Below are 20786 nucleotides of genomic sequence, written 5' to 3' on the forward strand. Positions count from 1 at the left end.
GCTGCCGAGCTTGGGAACGGCGCTAAACCGCCGCCGGTTCGGCAGCCGGCTGCTGCGCCGGCGCGTGCTCCGCGGCCGGTCCGGTGGTGGCCACGCCTGCATCGCGAAGCGCGGGGAAGCCGCCGTCAACGTGCAGCGCCCGGGAGTAGCCCAGCACCTTCAGCTTTTCGACCACGGGCCCTGAGCCTTTGACCGAGCCGCAGAAGACCACAATCTTCTGGTCGGTTCCGGTCACCTGGGAAAGCCGGTCGGACGACTCCGGGCCGAAATCCCGGGCCACGTTCTCACGGTCCACCACCACGGCCCCGGGCACGCTTCCGGTGCTGGCCCGGCCGCCTTCGCTGCGGACGTCGATCAGCAGGACGCCGTCCTCGATGAGCCGGGCCGCTTCCTCCGGGCTGATCAGCTGGGGGTCGTGGGGTGTGTTCTGCTCGCTCATGGGTGCTCCTTTGATAGTTGTTTTGATGATTGGCTGTGCTATCCGAGGCCCCACGCCTCCGCCAGCAGCTGCTGGGAGCGGAGGCGGTGGGCCTGGCTGTGGGTAATGGTTGTGACCAGGAGTTCGTCCGCGCCGGTGACCCGCTGCAGGGCACGCAGCCCGGACACAACGTGCGCCGGGTCCCCGACGAACCTGGTGTCGAGCCGGTCCCGGACCAGGTCATGCCCGGCCGGATCCAGCCGCGGCAACTTTGCCGCATCCTCGGGCGCCGGGTAGGGGATGGCGCCCTTGCCGGACCTGATGCTATGCACCCAGGCTTCGAAGCCGGCGCCGAGGACTCCTGCCTCTGCGGCTGTGGGAGCCACCAGGACGTCGGCGGACACCGCCACGTAAGGCCTGGCCAAGCGACTCGGAGGGCTCAAAATGTGCCCGGTATTCGGCGACGGACTCCAGGACTGCGGAGGGTGCCACGTGGTAGTTGGCCCCGTAGGGTAGACCCAGCTTTCCGGCAAGCCGGGCGCTGGGTCCGGCGCTGGACCCGTGGATCCAGAACTGCGGGGAATGCCCCTGCGCGGGGCGGACCGCCACGCTTTCGCCCTCCGGGCCACGGTACTGGCCGGAGAAGAAGGCAATGACGTCCTGCACGTCGCTTTCGAAGTTGTCCGCGTCCCCGGGAACGCGGCCCAGGAGCTCCGCCTGGAGCCGGAACCTCTCCGGGAAGGCCTTGCCAAAGAGCGGGCGGGGCGGCGGAATGACCAGCCCGTCCAGGTTGCGGTTGCCGGCGCCTGTCGCGGACCCGCCTGGCGCGGACTGGGCTGTCGTGGACCCGGCTGTCGCGGACTGGGCTGCGGCGGCCAGTTCTGCGGACCCCGATGCAGCAGACGGACCCCCCGCGGCAGCAGGATCCTCAGGTTTCGGCACCCCGGACCGGCCAAAGCCCAGGTCAATGCGGCCGGGATACAGGGCCGCAACAGTGCCCACGTTTTCCGCGACCTGGACCGGCCGGTAGTTGCCCAGGATGGTGGCGGCAGTGCCAACACGGATGGTGCTGGTTGCCGCGGCCACCAGAGCCGACAGCACGTGCGGCGCCGCGCCGGCAACACCGGGACTCAGATGGTGCTCAGCCAGCCAGAAGCGCTTATAACCCAGCGCCTCGGCGGAAACGGCCAGCTCAATGCTGTTGCGCAGCGCATCGGCTGCGGTCTTTCCGGCCGGGATGGGGCTGAGGTCAAGGACCGAAAGGGGAACCACAGGAGGCTTAGGCATGGCATGACCCTACGGAGTCACGGCTCGGCGCAAAACCTGGTCCGTCACCGGACTCAACCTCCCGAAACGGCAGGTAATCCGGCCCAAAACTGGTTCATAAATGACGGAATGCAGCGCCGGTTGACGCCGCATTTCCCGGCTTGACGCCGCAAGTCGGGCCGGTTGTGGACGCCCCCGGCAGCCCTCTAGATTCAGGTCCTAGGTCAAGAGACAGCACGCCAAGGACCGGCTGGTGCTGCGGCAACCCTCAGGCATTATGTGGCGGGGTGCTCCGGAAACAGACCTGGCCGCAGCAGCGGCAAGCGAATGTCAAACCGGCCGTCCGCGGCCCCAAAAATAAGGGAACCATGCCTGCCTCACCCACACCCAGTAAGCGTCCTGCTGTGCTCGGTATCGAGCTCGACGGCGACGGCGCGCACCCGGCTGCATGGCGGTTCGCCGCCCACGGGCCGGGGACGCTCCTGAGCGGAAGCCGCATCCGCGAAACCGTCCAGGCGGCGGACATCGCCGGCTTCCATCTCGCCACATTCCGCGATTCACGCACCACCGACACCGCCGGCGCGGGAATTGCCGGACGCATCGACGCCGTCCAGCGGGCGGCGTTCGCCGCCCCGGTGACGCGGTCCCTCGGCCTGGTGCCCGAGGCCGGGGTGCTCTACACCGAGCCGTTCCACGTCGCCACCCAACTGGCCAGCCTGGACTACGCGTCGCATGGCAGGGCAGGCTGGCTTGTCAGCACTGAGAACTCCGGGCAGGAAGCCCGGTCCGTGGGCCGGGGGATCCTTCCGGAAGCTGACGTGCAGCCTGAGGCCGCGGACGTCGTCGAAAGTTCCCGGCGGCTGTGGGACTCCTGGGAGGACGACGCCGTGATCCGTGACGCCGCGACGGGCAGATATCTCGACGCCGACAAGCTGCACTACGCGGACTTTGAGGGCTCCCGGTTCGCCGTGAAAGGCCCGTCCATCATTCCCCGCCCCCTTCAGGGGCAGGTGCCGGTCTTCGCCGCCGCTGCGCTGTTGCCGGCAGTGGAAGCCGACGTGGCACTGGTGTCGGCCGCAACGCCGGAGGGCCTGGCGGCGGCGGTGGCTGCCGCACGCAACGCCGGCGCGCCGCGCACCCTGGTGGAGCTTGACGTGCTGCTGGATGCCCGTGGCCGCCGGGCCTCGGACCGGCTGGCGGACCTCGATGCCCACCAGCCCTGGGCGGGCGGCGCCCGGTATGTGGGCGGTGCCGCCGGAATGGTGGAGCTCCTCGCCGTGCTGTTCAGGGACAGCGACGGCGTCCGGCTCAGTCCCGCGGTCCTGGACACCGATTTGCCGGAACTGGCAGCCGTGGTGCTTCCGGAACTCCGCCGCGCAGGCCTGCTGGCCGCGCCTGCCCCGGGCAGCACGCTGCGTGAATCCTTTGGCTTGCCCCGACCCGCCAACCGCTACGCCGCCGCCGCGGCACTCTAGGGAGACCAAAACATGAGCACTTCGTCCCGTATCGCCGGCGACGGCAAGATCCAGTTCGGCGTCTTCTTCCAGGGCGTCAACCACACCACAGTCTGGCGTGACCCTGACAGCGGGTCCCAGACCGACTTCGAATCCTTCCGCCGGGTGGCCCAGACCGCCGAACGCGGCCTGTTCACAGCCTTCTTCTTCGGCGAAGGGCTGCGCCTGCGCGAACACCTGGGCCGGATCCACGACCTGGATGTCGCCGGCCGGCCGGACGCCCAGACGGCGCTCGCCGCCCTGGCTGCCGTGACGTCGCACATCGGACTGGTGGCCACCCAGAACACCACCTACAACGATCCTGCGGACCTCGCCCACCGGCTGTCCAGCCTCGACCTGCTCTCCGGCGGGCGGGCGGCATGGAACATCGTGACCACGGACAACGCCTGGACCGGCGCCAACTTCCGCCGCGGCGGATTCCTGGCCCACGAGGACCGCTATATCCGCGCCGAGGCCTTCGTCCAGACGGCCAAAGCGATCTGGGACTCCTGGGCTGACGGCGCAATCGCCGGGTCCCGGGACTCCCGCCGCTGGCTCGCTGAGGGCGGCATCACCCCCGTCCGCAGGCAGGACTCGAGCTTCGACGTCGACATCACCGGACGGCTTCCGCGCTCCTCCCAGCAGCACCCGGTGCTGTTCCAGGCCGGGGATTCCGCCACGGGCCGGGACTTCGCCGTCCGGAACGCGGACGTCATCTTCTCCCGGCACGCCGGGCTTGAGGCCGCCAGGAAATTCCGCGAGGACATCGTGGCGCGAACCCTGAAGGCGGGGCGGCCGGCGGACGACGTCAAGATCTTCCCGGGCCAGGAATTCATCCTTGCACCCACAGCCAAGGAAGCGGAAGACAAGCTGCAGTGGGTCCGCGAACGCCAGGTGGGGCCGCAGACCGCGATCGCCTACCTGGAGCAGTTCTGGGGCCGCACCCTCGACGAATACGATCCCGACGGCCCGCTGCCGGACATCGATCCGGTGGTGGAGGTCACCAACGCCACCCGCGGCAACGCCTTCCACGGCAAAAGCGCCAAGGAACTCGCCGCCGAATGGCGGGCCGAAGCCACGGATAAGGGGCTGTCCATCAGGCAGTTCGTGTCCCAGCGGTCAGCCGTGAACGGCCGCGGGCTCGTGGGCTCCTACGACGAGGTGGCCGACCTCCTCGCCGAATATGCCCACACGGGCGCCGTGGACGGGTTCAACATCACGCCCTGGATCATCCCCACCGGCCTGGACGACATCGTCAACCACCTGGTTCCCAGGCTCCAGGAACGCGGCGTCTACCGCACCGAATACGAAGGCACCACCCTCCGCGACAACCTGGGGCTCCGCGCCCCGCTGACCCGCCGCAGCAGGACCCGACGCCAAGAAAGTGAAGACGTAGCATGAACAGCCTGAACCCGTCTGGAACCCAGACATTCCGCAGCGCCCGGAAGTCCGCCGTCGTGGTGGCGTTCCTGGGCGCAGCTTCCCTCCTGCTTTCTGCATGCGGCGGAACGGCCGACGCCGGATCCCAGCAGGGTGCCGACGCCACCCCCGTTGCGGGCGGCAACCTGAACTTCGCCGTTTCCGTGGACCGCGGCTGCATCGATCCGCAGCAGGTGGGCAACAACGACGCCATCGCCATCGCCCGCCAGACGGTAGCGTCGCTGACCTCGCAGGACCCGGCCACGGGTGAAATCGTGCCCTGGCTGGCCGAGAAGTTCGAGGCCAACGCCAACGCCACCAGCTTCACCTTCACCCTCCGTACGGACGCAACCTTTGCCGACGGAGCGCCCATCGACGCGGCATCGGTCAAAACCAACTTTGAAGCGATCAAGGCCCTGGGAGCCAAGGCGACGCTGGGGTCCACGTATCTCAGCGACGTCAGCGCCATCACGGTCAAGGATGCGAGGACGGTGGTGGTGGACTTCTCCAAGCCCAACGCCCAGTTCCTGCAGGCCACGTCCACCTTCACCCTTGGGCTGCTGTCCCCGGCGTCGGCCGCCCTCAGTGAGGCGGACCGCTGCGCCGGCAAATTCTCCGGCTCCGGACCGTTCACCGTGCAGAGCTACACGGTGGACAAGGAAGCTGTCCTCGCCCGCCGGGCAGGCTACGCGTGGCCGGCTTCCACCAACAGCAACAAGGGCGAGGCCTACCTGGACACCGTCACCTTCAAGATCATCCCGGAAGCCGGAAACCGCACAGGCAGCCTGCAGTCTGGCCAGATCGATGCCACCGCGGCCATCTCGGCCGCCGACGCCAAGCTCTTTGACGGCAACGGCTTCTGGAACGAAACCCGGGCCAACCCCGGCGTGGTCTACAACCTGTACTCCAACGAATCCAGCCCCAAGCTCAAGGAAACAGCGGTGCGTCAGGCCATTTCCAAGGCCATCAACCGCGAGGAGATCACGCAGACGCTGCTCACTGAGAACGATCAGCCGGCCAAGGGCGTCCTGTCCCACACCACGCCGTTCTTCAGCGACCTGAGCGACTTGCTGAAGCATAATCCCGAGGGTGCCAGGAAACTGCTGGACGACGCCGGCTGGACGCCCGGGACCGACGGAATCCGCGCCAAGGATGGCCAGAAACTCTCGTTCCTGGTCACCTACTGGCAGTCTCCTAAGGAGGTGCTGGAACTCATCCAGCAGCAGCTGAAGGTTGTGGGCGTGGACCTGCAGCTGAAGTTCACCACCATCGCCGACGTCACGGCAGCTCAGGCCAACAAGGATTACGACTTCTCCTACGGCAACCTGACCCGCAGTGACCCGGACGTGCTCCGGACGGTCTTCGCCTCCAATACGGCCCGGGGCGGCAGCAACCTTCGTGGAGCCCTTCCGGTGGACACCATCCTGGGTGACCAGGCGGCGGCACTGGACAAGGCTGCACGCCAGAAACTGGTGGACGAGGCCCAGGAAGCCCTGATCAAGGATGCGCACTCGATCCCGCTGTATGAGCTGTCCACCACCATCTCGGCCAGCGGGAAGGTCCACGGCCTGAAGTTCGAAGCCTCCAGCCGGCTGGACTTCTACGACGCCTGGCTCAGCAAGTAGCCACCAGATGATCCGTTACATCGGGCAACGTCTCCTCCAGGGGGCCTTTGTGCTCTGGGCCGCGTACACCGTCTCGTTCTTCATCCTCTACCTGCTCCCCGGCGACGCCGTGAGCATCATGGCCAGCGGGGACGAACAGAACGCCGTGGACCCGGCCCTGGTGGAGAAGCTCCGCAGCGAGTACGGGCTCGACCGCCCCATCCACGAGCAATACTTCATCGCCCTGCTCAAAGCCCTCCAGCTCGACTTCGGCGTCTCGATCAAGAACGGCGTGGCCGCCACGCAGGCCGTGGGGGAGGTCCTGCCGGAAACGATCAGGCTCGCCATCGCCGGATTTGCCCTGGCAGTGCTGCTCGGCAGTGCCCTCGCCATTGCGGCAACGTTCAGCCGCAACCGGTGGGTACGGCAGGTGTTCGGCTCGCTGCCGCCCTTGGGGATCGCCCTGCCCACCTTCTGGATCGGGCTGCTCCTGCTGCAGCTGTTCTCGTTCCGCCTGCGGCTCTTCCCCGCCATCGGGAACGACGGCGCCGCGAGCCTGGTGCTGCCGGCGCTCACCCTGGCGATCCCCACCGCAGCCGTGATCGCCCAGCTGCTTTCCCGCAGCCTGCACCAGACCCTGGGCGAACCGTACATCGAACAGATCCGGGCCAAGGGTGCCAGCGAGACGCTCGTCCAGTTCGGCCACGCCCTGCGGAACGCCGCCATTCCCACCCTCACCATGCTGGGCATCCTGGTGGGCAACCTGCTCGCCGGTGCGGTGGTCAGCGAAACGGTGTTTTCCCGCGCCGGCATCGGCCGGCTCACGGTCACGGCCGTCAACAGCCGGGACATTACCGTGGTCCAGACCCTCGTGGTCCTGGCGGCTGCCATCTTTGTGGTCACCAGCCTGGTGGTGGACCTGATCTATCCGCTCGTGGACCCCCGCATCAACGTCGGCAAGACGGCCAAGGCCTAGGAGGCACCATGTCGCAGCAGCTCATCCGGGATCTGGACACCGGCACAGACACCGGCACGGACACCGGCACCACAGGCGATACCGCGGCCGCGCCCAACCCTGCCGCGCCCAAACGCGCGTCCGACCACGCATCCGACCCGGCACCGGACCCGGCGGCCGGCGGAAATGCTCCGGAGGACGAGGGTGGCGGCAAGACGGCGGCCGGTCCCTCGGCGAACCGCACGTTCCTGCGCGCGGGATTGCGGAAGCCTGGATTCCTGAACCTTGACTTCCTGCGCCGGACAACCCGCCAAGGGGTCCGCAACCCCGGACTCGTCCTGGCCATCCTGGTACTTGGCACCGTGCTGCTGTGGGCCGCAGTTCCAGGCCTCTTCAGCCAGTGGCCGCCGGACACCGGCGTGCCCTCCGACCGGCTGGAGCCGCCGTCGGCCACCCACTGGTTCGGCACCGACAGCCTGGGCCGGGACCTCTATTCCCGGGTGGTGCACGGCTCCGCAACCTCGCTGGCGGCCACCGCCGTCGCCGTTGCCGTGGGACTCGTGGCCGGATCCGCGCTGGGCCTGCTGGCCGGAACCGCACGCGGCTGGGTGGACGACGCCACCATGCGCGTCATGGATGTGCTGCTGGCCATTCCCAGCCTGCTGCTCTCCCTGGCCCTGATCACGGTGCTGGGCTTCGGCACGGTGAACATCGCCGTCGCCGTCGGCGTGGCCAGCATCGCCAACTTCGCCCGCATCATGCGGTCCGAGGCCCTGCGCGTGGGGACCGCCGTCTACGTGGAGGCGGCGCGGTCAGGCGGTGTCCGGTGGCACTCCATCCTGCTTCGGCACGTCCTTCCCAACGCGGCCGGTCCGGTGCTGGCACTCTCGGCCCTGGAATTCGGCATGGCAGTCCTCTCCATCTCCTCCCTGAGCTTCCTCGGCTTCGGTGCCCCGCCGCCGGCCTCGGAATGGGGCTCCCTCGTCGCAGGGGGCCGTGACTACCTGGTTGCCGCGTGGTGGCTGGTGACCCTGCCCGGACTGGTGATCGCCGCCGTCGTGCTGTCCGCCAACCGTGTTTCCCAAGCCTTCCTGACCACCGCGAGGACCGCCCCATGACCGCCCCGGCCCCCACTCCCAGCCCGCTGCTCGACGTCGACGGGCTGGACGTCAGCTACATTGTGGACGGCCAGCCGCAGCCGGCCGTCCGAGGCGTTAGTTTCCAGGTCTTTCCCGGCGAAGTGGTGGCCATCGTGGGCGAATCCGGCTCGGGCAAGACCACCACCGCCCACGCCGTCATCAACCTCCTCCCGCAGAACGCGCGCCGCGGCGCCGGAACGGTCCTGTTCGGCGGCGCCGACCTCACGCGCCTGACCGGCAAGGAATGGCAGGGCCTGCGCGGGAAGGAAATCGGCCTGATTCCGCAGGACCCCACGGCGTCGCTGGATCCGCTGCAGAAAGTGGGGGACCAGGTGGCCGAATCGCTGACCATCCACCGGCTGCAGTCCAAGAAGGCCGCGCGCGAGTCCGCGGTGCGCCTGCTGGAGGAAAGCGGCATCCACGACGCCGCCGCCCGGTCGCGCCAGTACCCGCACCAGTTCTCCGGCGGCATGCGGCAGCGTGTGCTGATTGCCGCCGCGCTGGCCGCCAAGCCCAAACTGGTCATCGCGGACGAACCCACCAGCGCCCTGGACGTCACCGTGCAGCGCCAGATCCTGGACAACATCGCGCTGCTGACCGCTGAACGCGGAACGGCGGTGCTGCTGATCACCCACGACCTCGGCGTCGCAGCGGACCGCGCGGACCGGATCATCGTGATGCGCCACGGCCGGATCGTGGAACAGGGCCCCGCCTCGGAGGTCCTGGACAACCCGCAGGAGCCCTACACCCGGGACCTCATCGCTGCAGCCCCGGGACTCACCCCGCGGAGGCTCCGGGGCCACGGCACCGGCCAGGGCGCCTCCGGCGAGCCCGGGCCGGATGTCGCTCCGCTGGTCACGGCCACCTCCCTCCGCAAGGAATTCAGGCTGCCCAGGACACGGGCCGGTGCCGCCAGCATCACGGCCGTGGACGACGTGTCCTTCGACATCCACCACGGCGAAACGCTGTCCCTGGTGGGGGAGTCCGGCTCCGGCAAGAGCACGGTGGCCAGGCTCCTGCTCCGGCTGGAGAAGCCAACGGCCGGCAGCGTGACCTTCGACGGCGTGGACCTCGCGGCAGCCAAAGCCGAACAGCTCAGGCTGCTGCGCCGCCGGTTCCAGGTGGTCTTCCAGAGCCCGTTCGCGTCCCTCGACCCGCGCTTCAGCGTGGCGGACAGCATCGGCGAACCGCTCCGGGCGTTCCGCGACGGCAGCGCGAAGGATCGCGAAGCCAAAGTGGCTGCATTGCTGGACTCGGTGCAGTTGCCGGCCAGCTTCGCCGGCCGCCGGCCGGTGGAACTCTCCGGCGGCCAGCGCCAGCGGGTGGCCATCGCACGCGCCCTCGCACTGGGACCGGACCTGGTGGTCCTGGACGAGGCAGTCTCGGCGCTGGACGTGTCCGTGCAGGCCCAGATCCTGGACCTCCTGGCCGGCCTGCAGGAACGGGACGGCCTGAGCTACCTGTTCATCTCCCACGACCTGGCCGTCGTGGAGCAGATTTCGGACCGCGTCGCCGTGATGCGCGCCGGGAAGCTCGTGGAGATCGGGACCACTGCCGAGGTACTGGGCAGCCCGTCCCACGAATACACGCGGCAGCTGATCAGCGCCATCCCGGGCCGGAAACCCGCACTGGCCTGATCGTGCCGCGCCGTTGCTGCCGGTGGGGGCCGGCAGCACACGCAAGAGGCCGACGGCGGGAGGTCCCGCCGTCGGCCTTCTGCTGACTCAAAGCGCCCTACCCGGGCGAGCCTTGGGGCCTTGCTGAGGGCTCCGGCAGCACCTTCCGGAAGCAGACACTGCCCTCGTCGCCGGCGTAGGGGCCGAAGCCGGGGATCCGGTCCCAGCCTTCACGGGCGTACAGGGCGATCGCCTCCGGCTGCAGGATCCCGGTCTGCAGGACCAGCTCCCGCACGCCCAGGCCGCCGGCGCTCTGCTCCACTTTGGCCAGCGCCTGCTGCGCCAGTGCCCGGCGCCGGAAGCCGGGCGAGACGAAGACGCGTTTGACCTCCCAGTAACCCGGGTTCCGCAGCAGCGCCGCCGTCGCGGCCGGCTTTCCGTCGATGACGGCGATCCACACCGTTTCGATGTCCTCCGCCCGGGGCGGCAGCGGCCTCCGGCGGCCCTGCTCCACAAGCGCCTGGTACCGCGGACGAAGCTCGGCGTCCATCTGGCTGCGCAGCCCTGATGCCCAGCTGTGGTCCCAGCCGGTCTGGACCCAAGACAGTGCCAGGTGCGGCGGGCCACCCTGCAGGGCGGGCGCCGGGGCGCCCTGGTCAATTGATTCTCGAACTGTCACGGTGGTCCCCTACGTCGCGGCAGTGGTGCGGACTGCCTGGCTGTCTTCCTTTGACAGCCACTGTAGGAGCAGCGGCAGACCGGCACCCAGCCGGCCGCGCCCGGCCCGTCACGGCGTGAAATCCGGCGTCAGCGGGCGCAATGAGCGGTCACGTACGGCAACAAAGGGCGCCTCAGCAGGCCTGGGCTGTCCATCGGACCCGTTGAATCCGGCCGCAGACGCTTGAATACTGGAAGTCAGGTTCGGTGCGTTCAGGGGCGGTGGCAGGTGATGGCCGGAGGAGACAGTGCGTTCAGGCGGCGGCTGGAGCGTGGCGCTGAGCTGCGCTCGTACCGCGGTGCGGGAATCAGCGCGGAGGAAGAGGCGCAGCTGGAGGCTGCCGAGGCGGATGAGCGGCAGAAGCGCAGGAAAGTCGATGATGCCAGGAGGGTGGAGTACCTGATCCGCGACGCCATGGCGCAGGGCAAGTTCGACAACCTCAAGTATTCAGGCAAGCCGATTCCCGGCCTGGGGGAGGCCTACGATCCCGACTGGTGGGTCAAGGGCCTGATCCAGCGGGAGAACATCAGCGGCCTGGGGCCCAAGGCAATCCTGCTGCGCACCGAGGACGCCGAACTCGACGCCCGGCTGGACACGCAGTTCACCGAAAAGCAGGTCAGGGACATCCTGAAGGACTTCAACGCCCGCGTCATCGACGCCCGCCGCCAGCTCCAGGGCGGCCCGCCCGTCATCACCAAAACCCGCGACGTCGAAGCGGAAGTGGCGCGCTGGCATGGCCGCCGCGCCGCCCGGGCCGCGGCCCCGCAGCCGGAACCGGAACTGAAGCCGAAGCGCCCCTGGTGGCAGCGGCTGTGGAACGGCACCGGATAGCGGGATGGCGACGGCGGCAATTTCCGCCGTCGTCGGCTCTTGCCAAGCGATACTCAGCGATATATCGTTAAGTATCGCTCGCCACCGTGGTGGGCGGTTGATATCCACTCACCGGAAGGACCGTGCCGCCATGAAAGGCATTTACGAGAACAACAAATTTGCAGAGAATGAACCGCCCCGCGGACGCTTCGGCCGCGGTCACGGCCGCCGTGGGCCCCATGGCCATGGCGGCGGAGGGTTCGGACCCCGCGGCTTCGGCCCTGGCGGCTTTGGGCCGGGCTTTGGTCCGGGGTTCGGGCCGGGCGGTCCGCGTCGGGCCAACCGGGGCGACGTCCGCTCGGCGATCCTCTCGCTGCTGGCGGAGGCGCCGTCAAACGGCTACGGGCTGATCAAGACGATCGCCGAAAAGACCTCCGGAGCCTGGCGCCCCAGCCCGGGCTCGGTGTACCCCACGCTGCAGCAGCTGGTTGATGAGGATCTCATCGTCGCCGTGGGCGAGGGCCGCCGGACCGAATTCACCCTTACGGAGGCCGGCCGCGACTATGTGGCGGAACATGCGGAGGAACTGGCCAACGCCTGGAACACCTCGCGCGACGAAACCGGACCTGCTTTCCACGAGAGCATCGGAAAACTGATGGGGGTCATCCACCAGTTCCGCGGCGCCACGGAGGAACAGCGCACCGCAGCGACCGAGAAGCTCGACGAAACCCGCCGGGCGCTTTACCTCATCCTCGCCGACTGAACTGGACGGACAGGCTCATTCGAAAGTCTGATTCGAAGGTCTGATTCGGGAAGAGGCGGCTACGGCTGCGGCGCGGTCGCCTCGAAGAGCTCGCACAGCGAGTTGTAGTACGCGGTGGTCTGCCCCAGATGCCTCATTCCGATCCGGCCGCAGACCTTCCGGGACGCAGTGTTGGCCGGTGCCGTGACCGCCACAACCCGCCGGAGGCCGCTGGCAAAGGCATACCGCAGGACGGCGCTCCCCGCCTCGGAGGCGTACCCGTGTCCCCAATGGTCCGGGTGGAAGTGCCAGCCGATCTCCGTGTCGCCGGATGCCTGAAGCGGCAGTGACCTGCCGGACGCCGGGATGGACTTCAGCAGCAGGTTTCCCGCCAGCTGGCCGGAATCCTTGAGCTGCACCGCCCAGACGGCGTGCACCGGGTCATCCATCTGCCGCCAGGCGCTGATCCGCTCCTCCGCCTCTGCCGGCTCTGTCATGACGCGGGGAGGATTGCCAATAAACCGCTGCACTTCCCAGCGGGAATACAGGTCGAAGGCGAAGCCGGCATCCTCCGGCTCCCACGGCCGCAGGACCAGCCGGTCGGTCTCAAGGGTCTGCACCCGATCATTTTCGCACCCTCGGCACGCACGACCCCGGACCCCGCGTACCGGTTTGAGTCGCCTTACCGGTATGAGTCCCGGGACTTTTAGGGCGCGGCTGCCGGGGGAGTGGATGCCGGCGGCTCAGGTGCCGGTGCGGGTGGAGATGCAGGTGCCGGTGCAGGTGCAGGTGCAGGTGCGGGACGTGCAGGTGCGGGCGTCGGCGTCGGCGTCGGTTTTGGCGGGGCCACCATGGAAGCAGGCGGCGGCGGGAACGGATCCGCCGGATAGAGAGGCGCCACCGCCAGCATATATTTGACCCATTGCGGGCCGGCGATCATGTACCCGTCGAGGCGCGGGTAGAAGACGCCGTTGATGGTCACGTTCTGGCCGGGGCGCTTCTGGCCTTCCAGGGCGTCGCCGAAGAAGGATGCCGTGGCCAGCCCCGATGTGTAGCCCACCACCCACGTGGAACCGTTGTTATTGGAGGTGCCCGTCTTTGCGGCAACAGGCATCAGGGTATGGATCTTGGGGTTGATCCACACGCCGGAGCCCACCTTCAGGACGTCCTGGAGCACGGAGTTGACGCCCCGGGCCACCTCAGGTTTGACGGCAGTCCGGCACTCGCCGGCTTGTGCCGGAAGCTGGGCGCCGGTCACGTCGGTCACCTCGAGCAGCGCCACGGGCACGCAGTAGCGGCCGTCGTTGGCGAACGTGGCGAAGGCATTGGCGAGATGGACCGGTGCCACCCCGATGGCACCGAGCAGGTTGCCCAGCTGGTGCATGTTGATCTGCGCACCGTCCAGCCCGCTGTGCAGGCCCACTGCGTCAACCATCTTCTGGATTCCGCAGAAATCAAGCTGGGCGGCTTCGGCGAACGTCGCAGTGTTGATGGAGTTGTAGAGCCCGTAGTTTGCCGGCATAGGGCGGTAGTAGCCCTCGTCCGCGTTCTGCAGGTCATCGGCCGCGCCCAGCTCGGGATTGTTCTGCGCCGTGCTGTAGGCGCCCAGGACCTTTCCGCAGCTGGACCGCCACGGGAAGCCCACGGGATAGACGCGGCGGGACGCGTCCACCATGGTTGTCATGGACTTGCCCTCGTTGAGCCACTCAGCAAAGGTGAACGGCTTCATGGTGGATCCCGGCTGGAATCCGCCCGCACCGTTCAGGTCATTGCCGTCGGCATCGCGTGAATCCACATTGAAGTTCAGCTGCGTGTCGAACCTGCCCTCTTCCGGCAGGAACACCGTGTTCTGGGCCATCGCCAGGATTCGGCCCGTGCCCGGCTGGACCGTCACCAGCGACGCGCCCCACCTGTCTGGATTCGCACCGGCCGAAGCGTCCACCTGCGCCTGCGCGGCGGCCTGCAGCCGGGGGTCCAGCGTGGTTTTGATGGTCAGGCCGCCGCGGTAGAGCCGGCGCTCGCGTTCGATCAGGCTGGAGCCGTAGGCCGGATTGTTGAGGATCAGGTGGGAAATGTAGTCGCAGAAGTAGGGTGCCATGGTGGCGTTGGCGCAGCCCTGCCGTCCGGGGTTCAGCTTGAGCTCGATGGGCGTGGCGACGGCCGCGTCGTGGTCGGCCTGGGTGATCTTGCCCGCGGCCAGCATCTCGGAAAGCACCTGGTTGCGCCGGACGATCGATTTGTCCGGGTTCACCGCCGGATTGTAGAAACTGGGGCTGTTAACCAGGCCGGCCAGCAGCGCTGCCTGCGGCAGCGTGAGCTCCATGGCCGAGGTGCTGAAGAAGTACCGTGACGCAGCCTCAATGCCGTACGCATCCCGGTTGAAGAACACGATGTTCAGGTACCCCTCGAGGATCTGTTCCTTGCTGAACCGCTTTTCCAGGGCGATGGCAAGCTTCATCTCGCGGAGCTTGTCGCCGATGCTTTTCTGGCCGCTCAGGATCACCTCGTCCGTCCGGTCCTGGGAGAGGTAGGCCTCGTTGATCACATTGGTGACGTACTGCTGGGTAATGGTGGACGCACCCTGTTTGGCGCCCCGGGTCATGTTGGCGATCGCCGCGCGAAGGATTCCCTGGGGGTCGATTCCCACATGGTCGTAGAACCGGCTGTCCTCGATGGCCACGATGGCGTCGCGGACATACGGGGACATCTGGTCCAGCGGAACCTTGATCCGGTTTTCGGCGTAGAACGTGGCGATCAGCTGCCCGTCGGAGGCCAGCACCTTGGTGGATTGCGACGGCGGCGCGACGATCAGTTCCTCGGGCAGACGGTCGAAGAAACTGATGGAGGTGCTGACGCCGAAGCCTGCGGCCGCCACGGCCGGAACCACCAGGCTCGCGGCCAGGACGCCGCACAATGCGCTCGCAGTGAAGAACCCGATGACCCTTCCCAGGGTCGCGGCCAGACGGTGCCCGCGTTTCTTCTTCTCCGCCATTTTCAGCTCTCAGGCTAGCGACGTGAGATCAGGATACGCCGCCCGCGCTCGGATCCTCCAGAGCTGTTACCACATAGAAACCGATACTTTGAGGGTGCCGGAACCGGTCATCCGGGAGCCGGTGGCAGGCGTGGCAACCCCTGCTGCCCGGGGGGCAGGATCAGGCGAAGCTGTCTTCCTTGGCGCGCTGGTTTGAAGCCTCCGGCGCTGCCGGCTGCGCGGCGGCGAGGTGCCCGGACGGGTTGAAACGGCTGCCCAGTTCGCCGAAGGAGTAGGCGCTTTCGGCGTGCTCGGCCAGGTCCACGCCGACGGTTTCGGCCTCGTGGCTGACCCGGAATCCGATGGTCCTGTTGATGGCCCGCCCGATCACCAGGGTCATGCCGCCGGAGAGGGCCAGGGTGACCACCACTGCGGCGGTCTGGGCAATCAGCTGCTGGACGCCGCCGCCGTAGAAGAGGCCGCCGCCGTGGCCGTCCACGGGGAGGGCGAGGAACCCGAGGGACAGCGTGCCGATCAGGCCGGCGCCGAGGTGGACTCCCACCACGTCGAGGGAGTCATCCAGGCCGAAGCGGTACTTCAGGTCCACAAACCAGCAGCAGGCTGCCCCGGCCACCAGGCCCAGGCCGATGGCGGCCACCGGGCTGATGTTGGCGCAGGAAGGCGTGATGGCCACGAGGCCGGCCACCACGCCGGACGCAGCACCGAGGGAAGTGGGGTGGCCGTGCCGGATCTTTTCGACGACCAGCCAGCTGAGCATGGCGGCGGCGGGGGTGACCAGGGTGTTGACCCAGATCAGGCCTGCCTGTTCGGCGGTGGTCGCGGCGCCGCCGTTGAAGCCGAACCAGCCGAACCACAGGATGGCCGCGCCCAGCATGATGAAGGGGACATTGTGCGGGCGGTGGTTGGGGTCCTTGGCGAAGCCGTGCCGCTGGCCTACGATCAGGGCAAGGACCAGGGCCGCGGTGCCGGAGCTGATTTCCACCACCGCGCCGCCGGCGAAGTCGATGACCTGGCCGAAGACCGCGGTCAGGGCGCCGCCGGCGCTGAGGAGTCCGCCGCCCCAGATCATGTAGGCCAGCGGGCAGTAGACGAGTGTGATCCACACGGGAACGAACACGGCCCAGGCGCTGAACCGGGCGCGGTCCGCGATGGCGCCGCTGATCAGGGCCACGGTGATGATGGCGAAGGTGGCGCTGTAGCCGGCCTTGATGAGGTCCGGTGAGCCCATGAGGTTCTGCAGGCCAAAGCTGGTGAACGGGTTGCCGAAGAGGCCCATGATGCCATCACCGGTGGTCATGGAGTAGCCCCACAGAACCCACACAACGCCGACGATGCCTGCGGAGATGAAGCTCATCAGGATCATGTTCAGGGCTGCCTTGGCCCGGGTCATGCCGCCGTAGAACAGGCCGAGCCCCGGGGTCATGAACAGTACCATTGCCGCTGAAATCATCAGCCAGACGTGTTGCGCAGTGATTTCCACCTGCGGGTCCCTTCGCGTTGAGCCTGCAATACGGGACTCTCCTGATCGGCCCTCGCATTCCCCCTGGTCAATATTTGCCGCCGGTTGTTTCGGTTTGTGCTTCGCTAAGTTGCAGGCACGTTACGCAAACGGGGCTTACGTGAATATCGCGTGACCGGTATGTTTCAGCCATGTAAACGGGACCTGTTCGGCAGGGTGGATTCCGTCCGCTGTGCCCTCCGGATGCCAGCAATGCCAGTCATGGGTTCACAGCCGAGGTGAGAAGCCGCCGCCGAGCGCTGAAAACTGCCAGGTTTCGGGAAAATGAACGGCGGCTCACCAGCACACGCCTGCCGGGGAGAGTCACGTACCGTGGTGGAATGCCGCAGCCGTTCCAGGAATTTACCGTCGTTACCGGGCCGGGAGTGGAGCTCCGCTGCTATGACACCGGCGGCAGCGGCCCCGCCGTGTTGATCCTCCACGGCCTCGCCGGCAGCGCCCGCGAATTCTTCCCGACGGCGGCAACCCTGCCGGAGTGCCGGACGGTCCTGGTGGACCTCCGCGGCCACGGCGCCGGTACCCGGCACCCGGACGACGTCTCGCGCGAGGCGTACGTGGCCGACGTCGTGCGCGTAATAGAAGTGGTGGGCCCGCCGGTGGACCTGGTGGGGCAGTCGATGGGCGGCCACACCGCGATGCTCGTGGCCGCCGCGCGGCCGGACCTTGTCTCACGGCTGGTACTGCTGGAAGTGGACGCCGGTGGCGGACGGGCCGAGGATCACGCGGCGATGGGGGAGTATTTCCGGTCCTGGCCCGTGCCTTTCCCCAGCCGGGATGCCGCGGCTGCGTTCCTTGGCGACGCACCGCTGGCGCGGGCTTGGGCAGCAGATCTGGAGCAGCGCGACGGCGGGTTCTGGCCGCGGTTCGACGCCGGCGCCATGGTGGCGGCCATCAGCGCGGTGGCTGCTCCCCGCTGGACGGAGTGGGAGAGCGTGGCCGTCCCCACCCTGGTGGTCTATGGCGGGGAGGGCATGTTTGAGGAAGCGGCCAAGGCGGAGTTTGTCCGGCGGGGCAGGAACGCGACCCGGGTTGACCTCCCCGGCGCGTCACACGACGCCCACCTGGACTGCTTCGGGCCGTGGATGGCTGCGCTCAGGGGATTCCTGCTTCCCTGGGCGCAGCCACCATTAACCCGCAGCCATCCATAGTGCGGGGCTAGAACGTCCGGGCGTTGGCCAGGACCGGGAGTTTGCCGCGGACGTCGGCAATGACCGAGGGGTCAATGTCGACGACGGCGAGCTCCGGTTCGCCGCCGAGCGCCACCAGGGCTGATCCCAGGGGGGAGATGACGGCGCTGTGGCCGACGCCCGTCGGTGCGTTGCCGGCCGTGGCGATGCCGACGCTGGCCGGATCACCCTGCCCGCAGGCCACCACAAACGTGGTGCTGTCCAGGGCCCGGGCCCGGACCAGCAGGTCCCACTGTTCAGCCTTGCCCTCGCCGGCGCCCCACGAGGCGCACACGATGTTGACCTGCGCCCCGGCTTTGGCGTTGGCCGTGAAGAGCGCCGGGAAGCGGACGTCGTAGCAGGTGGCCAGCCCGAAGGTGGTTCCGTTCACCTCGAAGGTCACGGGGGCTGTTCCGGCGTCCACAGTGTCGGACTCGGCGAAGCCGAACGCGTCAAAGAGGTGGATCTTGTCGTAGGAGGTTTCCACGCCGGGGCCGGTGACCAGCAGGGTGTTGCGGACCCGCCCGTCCCGGCCGGGGGTGAACATGCCAGCCACCACCGTGATGTCCAGCTCCTTGGCGATGCTGCGGACAGCACCGGCCCACTCGCCGTCGACGGGTTCGGCGATATCGGTCAGCCGGTGTCCGAAGGCGCGCATCGCGGCTTCCGGGAACACCACGAGTTCCGCCCCGGCGGCTTTTGCTCGGGTGGCGTATTCTCGGATGAGTTCCAGGTTGGCGGCCAGATCGGCTCCGGTGATGATTTGGGCCACTGCTAAACGCATGAAATTACTCCATTCTGTTGTATACATAATGTATGCGAAAAATGTCGGGAACGGCGGCGTCCGGCCGGGAAAAGGCGTATGCCTACCTTCGTGAGAACATCCTGACCGATCCTGACGTGCAGGGCCGGTTCCTGAATGAACAGGAGCTGGCCGCCGAGATCGGGGTGTCGCGGACCCCTGTGCGGGAGGCCCTCCTGCTGCTGGTCTCCGACGGCCTGGTGGAACTGATTCCGCAGCGGGGGGCCTACGTTCCGCCGGTGACAGGCCGCGAGATGTCCGAACTGATGGAACTGCGCGGTGTCCTGGAAAGCCATGCCGCCCGGCTGGTCATCGAACAGGGCATGGTGCCGGCGCGGACGATGCAGGACACCCTGGACCAGCAGGCAGCCCTTCCCGATGAGCTGAATCCCGAGGCCGCCCGCGAGTTCATCCGGCTGGACACCCTCTTCCACCAGCAGCTGATCGATGCTGCCGGCAACGAACTGATTTCCCGCACCTACAGCAAGCTGCATGTCCGCCAGATCCTGGTGGGCGTTTCCGCGCTGTTCCGTACCGGCGGCCGGCGCGGGCAGGTCTGCGCCGAACACCAGGTCATCCTCGATGCCCTGGTGTCCGGCGATTCCGTGAAGGCCCAGGAGGCCATCGACCATCACCTGGCCGTCACACGGGACATCCTGCTGAGGAACTGAACCGGCTGACCCGGTTTAGTTGGTGCCGGTCGGCTGCGGTGCGGCCCCGGTTCCTTCGAGGAGGAGGCGGTAGTCCTCGTCCTCCACGGTGTTCGAATCCCGGCCCAGGGACAGGCCAACCAGGGTTACGGCGCCGGCCACGGCGACGTAGATTGCCACCGGGATCCAGGTGCCGAACTGTGACAGCAGCAGGGTGAACATCAGCGGGGCGATGGCGCCGCCGATGACGCCGGCGAAGGTGTAGGCCAGGGAGCTGCCGGTGGAGCGGAGCCGCGGCGAGAACTGCTCCACGATAAAGGCTGCCTGCGGGCCGTACATAAACGAGTGCGCCATCAGGCCCAGCACGATGCCGATGATGAGCATCGGTTCGTTGTTGCCGCCCAGGACCCCGAAGAAGATGAACGTCCACACGGCCCCGAGGACCGCGGCGGTGCCGTAGACCATGCGCCGGTTGAAGCGGTCCGACACGGCACCGGCGAGCGGGATCATGAACAGCTGGAACGCGGAGCCGATCAGGACGGCGGTCAGCACCTGGTTGCGCTCGTAACCCAGGGTCTGGATGCCGTAGGTCAGCGTGAACACCGTGAAGAGGGCGTAGAGAACGTCCGGGCCCACGCGGCACAGGATGGCGGCGATCAGCGGGCGGAGTTCCTTGCTGAAGACTTCGCGGACCGGGGCGTTGGGCTGTTCGCCGTGCGCTTCGATGGCCTTGAAGATGGGGGTGTCTTCCAGCTTCAGGCGGATCCAGAGGCCGAAGCCCACCAGGACGGCGGAGACCAGGAACGCGATGCGCCAGCCGAAGCTGAGGAACTGTTCCTCGGTCAGGGCGAGGGTGAGGATGGCCAGCGCGCCGTTGGCCAGCAGGTTGCCGGCGGGCGGGCCAACCTGTGCCGCCGAGGCCCAGAAGCCGCGGCGGTGCGGGTCGCCGTATTCGCTGGAGAGCAGCACTGCGCCGCCCCATTCGCCGCCGACTCCCACGCCCTGCGCGAACCGGAGGAGGACCAGGATGATGGGCGCCGCGATGCCGATGCTCGTGTATCCGGGCAGGACGCCGATGAGGACGGTGGCCACGCCGATGATCATCAGCGTGGTCACCAGCACCTTCTTGCGGCCGATCCGGTCCCCGAGCCGGCCGAAGATGATGCCGCCCACAGGACGGGAGACGTACCCCACCGCGTAGGTGGAGAACGCCAGGATGGTGCCCGTCAGCGGATCCGAGGCCGGAAAGAAGACCACCGGGAATACGACGGCGGCGGCGGCCGAGTAGACGGCGAAGTCATACCACTCGAGTGCGGTGCCGGTGAGGCTGGCGGCGAAGGCCTTGTACAGGCCCTTGGGGTGAATCGGCTTATCCTGGCGCGGCGCTGCGCCGGAAGCCGGAACTGGGACTTTAGCCATGATGTTTGTCCTCCACGGGTTTTTACAGGGTGACGCCTGTCACGCTGGCGTTAAATGT

The 20786-nt window shown here is 67.8% G+C and carries 19 protein-coding genes and 1 riboswitch; of the genes, 10 read left to right on the forward strand and 9 right to left on the reverse strand.

Annotated elements, in window-relative coordinates; genetic code table 11:
• Positions 1–22 precede the first annotated feature (22 nt).
• From J2X42_RS18815 to J2X42_RS18825, 3 genes are read right to left on the reverse strand one after another with little or no spacing between them, the layout of a single operon-like run.
• Complete coding sequence (locus J2X42_RS18815; protein WP_310167374.1) at positions 23–439, reverse strand: rhodanese-like domain-containing protein; 417 nt, start codon at positions 437–439, stop codon at positions 23–25.
• A 38-nt stretch (positions 440–477) separates the two neighbouring features.
• On the reverse strand, positions 478–750 hold the full coding sequence (locus J2X42_RS18820; RefSeq protein ID WP_310167375.1) for a hypothetical protein: 273 nt from the start codon (positions 748–750) through the stop codon (positions 478–480).
• Positions 743–1705 carry an LLM class flavin-dependent oxidoreductase gene (locus J2X42_RS18825; protein ID WP_310167376.1) on the reverse strand — a complete coding sequence of 321 codons (963 nt, stop codon included), beginning with the start codon at positions 1703–1705 and terminating at the stop codon, positions 743–745. Before J2X42_RS18825 ends, J2X42_RS18820 begins: the two co-directional genes overlap by 8 nt.
• A 201-nt stretch (positions 1706–1906) precedes the next feature.
• Positions 1907–2016, forward strand: a riboswitch (SAM riboswitch).
• A 36-nt stretch (positions 2017–2052) separates the two neighbouring features.
• On the opposite strand from J2X42_RS18825, the gene J2X42_RS18830 reads away from it, so the two are divergent.
• Genes J2X42_RS18830 through J2X42_RS18855 form a run of 6 tightly spaced genes read left to right on the forward strand, consistent with a single transcriptional unit; the run spans position 2053 to position 9931 of the window.
• Positions 2053–3159: an LLM class flavin-dependent oxidoreductase gene (locus tag J2X42_RS18830; RefSeq protein ID WP_396134112.1), complete on the forward strand. Its 1107-nt coding sequence runs from the start codon at positions 2053–2055 to the stop codon at positions 3157–3159.
• 12 nt (positions 3160–3171) lie between these two features.
• Positions 3172–4578, forward strand: a complete 1407-nt coding sequence (locus tag J2X42_RS18835; RefSeq protein WP_310167378.1) for an NtaA/DmoA family FMN-dependent monooxygenase — start codon at positions 3172–3174, stop codon at positions 4576–4578.
• On the forward strand, positions 4575–6221 hold the full coding sequence (locus tag J2X42_RS18840) for an ABC transporter substrate-binding protein (RefSeq protein WP_310167379.1): 1647 nt from the start codon (positions 4575–4577) through the stop codon (positions 6219–6221). The genes J2X42_RS18835 and J2X42_RS18840 overlap by 4 nt, the downstream gene beginning before the upstream one ends.
• A 7-nt stretch (positions 6222–6228) precedes the next feature.
• Positions 6229–7176, forward strand: coding sequence for an ABC transporter permease (locus tag J2X42_RS18845; RefSeq protein ID WP_310167380.1), 948 nt, complete (start codon positions 6229–6231; stop codon positions 7174–7176).
• 8 nt (positions 7177–7184) lie between these two features.
• Positions 7185–8273, forward strand: coding sequence for an ABC transporter permease (locus J2X42_RS18850; protein WP_310167381.1), 1089 nt, complete (start codon positions 7185–7187; stop codon positions 8271–8273).
• Positions 8270–9931: an ABC transporter ATP-binding protein gene (locus J2X42_RS18855; protein ID WP_310167382.1), complete on the forward strand. Its 1662-nt coding sequence runs from the start codon at positions 8270–8272 to the stop codon at positions 9929–9931. Before J2X42_RS18850 ends, J2X42_RS18855 begins: the two co-directional genes overlap by 4 nt.
• A gap of 97 nt (positions 9932–10028) precedes the next feature.
• Here the strand turns inward: J2X42_RS18855 and J2X42_RS18860 are convergent, their stop codons facing one another.
• Complete coding sequence (locus tag J2X42_RS18860; protein WP_310167383.1) at positions 10029–10589, reverse strand: GNAT family N-acetyltransferase; 561 nt, start codon at positions 10587–10589, stop codon at positions 10029–10031.
• A 270-nt stretch (positions 10590–10859) separates the two neighbouring features.
• Here J2X42_RS18860 and J2X42_RS18865 point away from each other — a divergent pair, with 270 nt between their 5' ends.
• Positions 10860–11459 (forward strand): DUF1992 domain-containing protein, encoded by a 600-nt coding sequence (locus J2X42_RS18865; protein WP_310167384.1) that lies wholly within the window; start codon positions 10860–10862, stop codon positions 11457–11459.
• Positions 11460–11589: 130 nt separating this feature from the next.
• A complete protein-coding gene (locus J2X42_RS18870) occupies positions 11590–12201 on the forward strand; it encodes a PadR family transcriptional regulator (RefSeq protein ID WP_310167386.1) in 612 nt (203 codons plus the stop codon).
• Positions 12202–12260: 59 nt separating this feature from the next.
• Here the strand turns inward: J2X42_RS18870 and J2X42_RS18875 are convergent, their stop codons facing one another.
• The 3 genes from J2X42_RS18875 to J2X42_RS18885 form a co-directional block, all read right to left on the reverse strand.
• Entirely contained in the window at positions 12261–12800 is a 540-nt protein-coding gene (locus tag J2X42_RS18875) for a GNAT family N-acetyltransferase (protein WP_310167387.1), read from the reverse strand.
• 86 nt (positions 12801–12886) lie between these two features.
• Positions 12887–15172 carry a transglycosylase domain-containing protein gene (locus J2X42_RS18880; protein ID WP_310167388.1) on the reverse strand — a complete coding sequence of 762 codons (2286 nt, stop codon included), beginning with the start codon at positions 15170–15172 and terminating at the stop codon, positions 12887–12889.
• Between the two features lie 160 nt (positions 15173–15332).
• A complete protein-coding gene (locus J2X42_RS18885) occupies positions 15333–16652 on the reverse strand; it encodes an ammonium transporter (protein ID WP_310167389.1) in 1320 nt (439 codons plus the stop codon).
• Positions 16653–17011: 359 nt separating this feature from the next.
• On the opposite strand from J2X42_RS18885, the gene J2X42_RS18890 reads away from it, so the two are divergent.
• Complete coding sequence (locus J2X42_RS18890; RefSeq protein WP_310167390.1) at positions 17012–17839, forward strand: alpha/beta hydrolase; 828 nt, start codon at positions 17012–17014, stop codon at positions 17837–17839.
• Between the two features lie 7 nt (positions 17840–17846).
• On the opposite strand, the gene J2X42_RS18895 is transcribed toward J2X42_RS18890, so the two are convergent.
• Positions 17847–18641, reverse strand: a complete 795-nt coding sequence (locus tag J2X42_RS18895) for a carbon-nitrogen hydrolase family protein (RefSeq protein WP_310167392.1) — start codon at positions 18639–18641, stop codon at positions 17847–17849.
• 32 nt (positions 18642–18673) lie between these two features.
• On the opposite strand from J2X42_RS18895, the gene J2X42_RS18900 reads away from it, so the two are divergent.
• The gene (locus J2X42_RS18900; RefSeq protein WP_310167394.1) at positions 18674–19330 is read left to right on the forward strand and encodes a GntR family transcriptional regulator; all 657 of its coding nucleotides are present in this window, start codon (positions 18674–18676) and stop codon (positions 19328–19330) included.
• A gap of 15 nt (positions 19331–19345) precedes the next feature.
• Here the strand turns inward: J2X42_RS18900 and J2X42_RS18905 are convergent, their stop codons facing one another.
• Complete coding sequence (locus J2X42_RS18905) at positions 19346–20728, reverse strand: MFS transporter (protein ID WP_310167396.1); 1383 nt, start codon at positions 20726–20728, stop codon at positions 19346–19348.
• Between the last annotated feature and the right edge of the window lie 58 nt (positions 20729–20786).

It is taken from the genome of Arthrobacter sp. BE255 (assembly GCF_031457335.1).
Classification (GTDB): Bacteria; Actinomycetota; Actinomycetes; order Actinomycetales; family Micrococcaceae; genus Arthrobacter.

Excerpts from the sequence above, each read along its gene's own strand:
- J2X42_RS18850 (WP_310167381.1), top strand. The coding sequence starts at position 7,185 with ATGTCGCAGCAGCTCATCCGGGATCTGGACACCGGCACAGACACCGGC.
- J2X42_RS18825 (WP_310167376.1), bottom strand. The coding sequence starts at position 1,705 with ATGCCTAAGCCTCCTGTGGTTCCCCTTTCGGTCCTTGACCTCAGCCCC.
- J2X42_RS18845 (WP_310167380.1), top strand. The coding sequence starts at position 6,229 with ATGATCCGTTACATCGGGCAACGTCTCCTCCAGGGGGCCTTTGTGCTC.
- J2X42_RS18855 (WP_310167382.1), top strand. The coding sequence starts at position 8,270 with ATGACCGCCCCGGCCCCCACTCCCAGCCCGCTGCTCGACGTCGACGGG.
- J2X42_RS18890 (WP_310167390.1), top strand. The coding sequence starts at position 17,012 with ATGCCGCAGCCGTTCCAGGAATTTACCGTCGTTACCGGGCCGGGAGTG.
- J2X42_RS18880 (WP_310167388.1), bottom strand. The coding sequence starts at position 15,172 with ATGGCGGAGAAGAAGAAACGCGGGCACCGTCTGGCCGCGACCCTGGGA.
- J2X42_RS18865 (WP_310167384.1), top strand. The coding sequence starts at position 10,860 with ATGGCCGGAGGAGACAGTGCGTTCAGGCGGCGGCTGGAGCGTGGCGCT.
- J2X42_RS18835 (WP_310167378.1), top strand. The coding sequence starts at position 3,172 with ATGAGCACTTCGTCCCGTATCGCCGGCGACGGCAAGATCCAGTTCGGC.
- J2X42_RS18815 (WP_310167374.1), bottom strand. The coding sequence starts at position 439 with ATGAGCGAGCAGAACACACCCCACGACCCCCAGCTGATCAGCCCGGAG.
- J2X42_RS18830 (WP_396134112.1), top strand. The coding sequence starts at position 2,053 with ATGCCTGCCTCACCCACACCCAGTAAGCGTCCTGCTGTGCTCGGTATC.
- J2X42_RS18905 (WP_310167396.1), bottom strand. The coding sequence starts at position 20,728 with ATGGCTAAAGTCCCAGTTCCGGCTTCCGGCGCAGCGCCGCGCCAGGAT.
- J2X42_RS18895 (WP_310167392.1), bottom strand. The coding sequence starts at position 18,641 with ATGCGTTTAGCAGTGGCCCAAATCATCACCGGAGCCGATCTGGCCGCC.
- J2X42_RS18870 (WP_310167386.1), top strand. The coding sequence starts at position 11,590 with ATGAAAGGCATTTACGAGAACAACAAATTTGCAGAGAATGAACCGCCC.
- J2X42_RS18900 (WP_310167394.1), top strand. The coding sequence starts at position 18,674 with ATGCGAAAAATGTCGGGAACGGCGGCGTCCGGCCGGGAAAAGGCGTAT.
- J2X42_RS18840 (WP_310167379.1), top strand. The coding sequence starts at position 4,575 with ATGAACAGCCTGAACCCGTCTGGAACCCAGACATTCCGCAGCGCCCGG.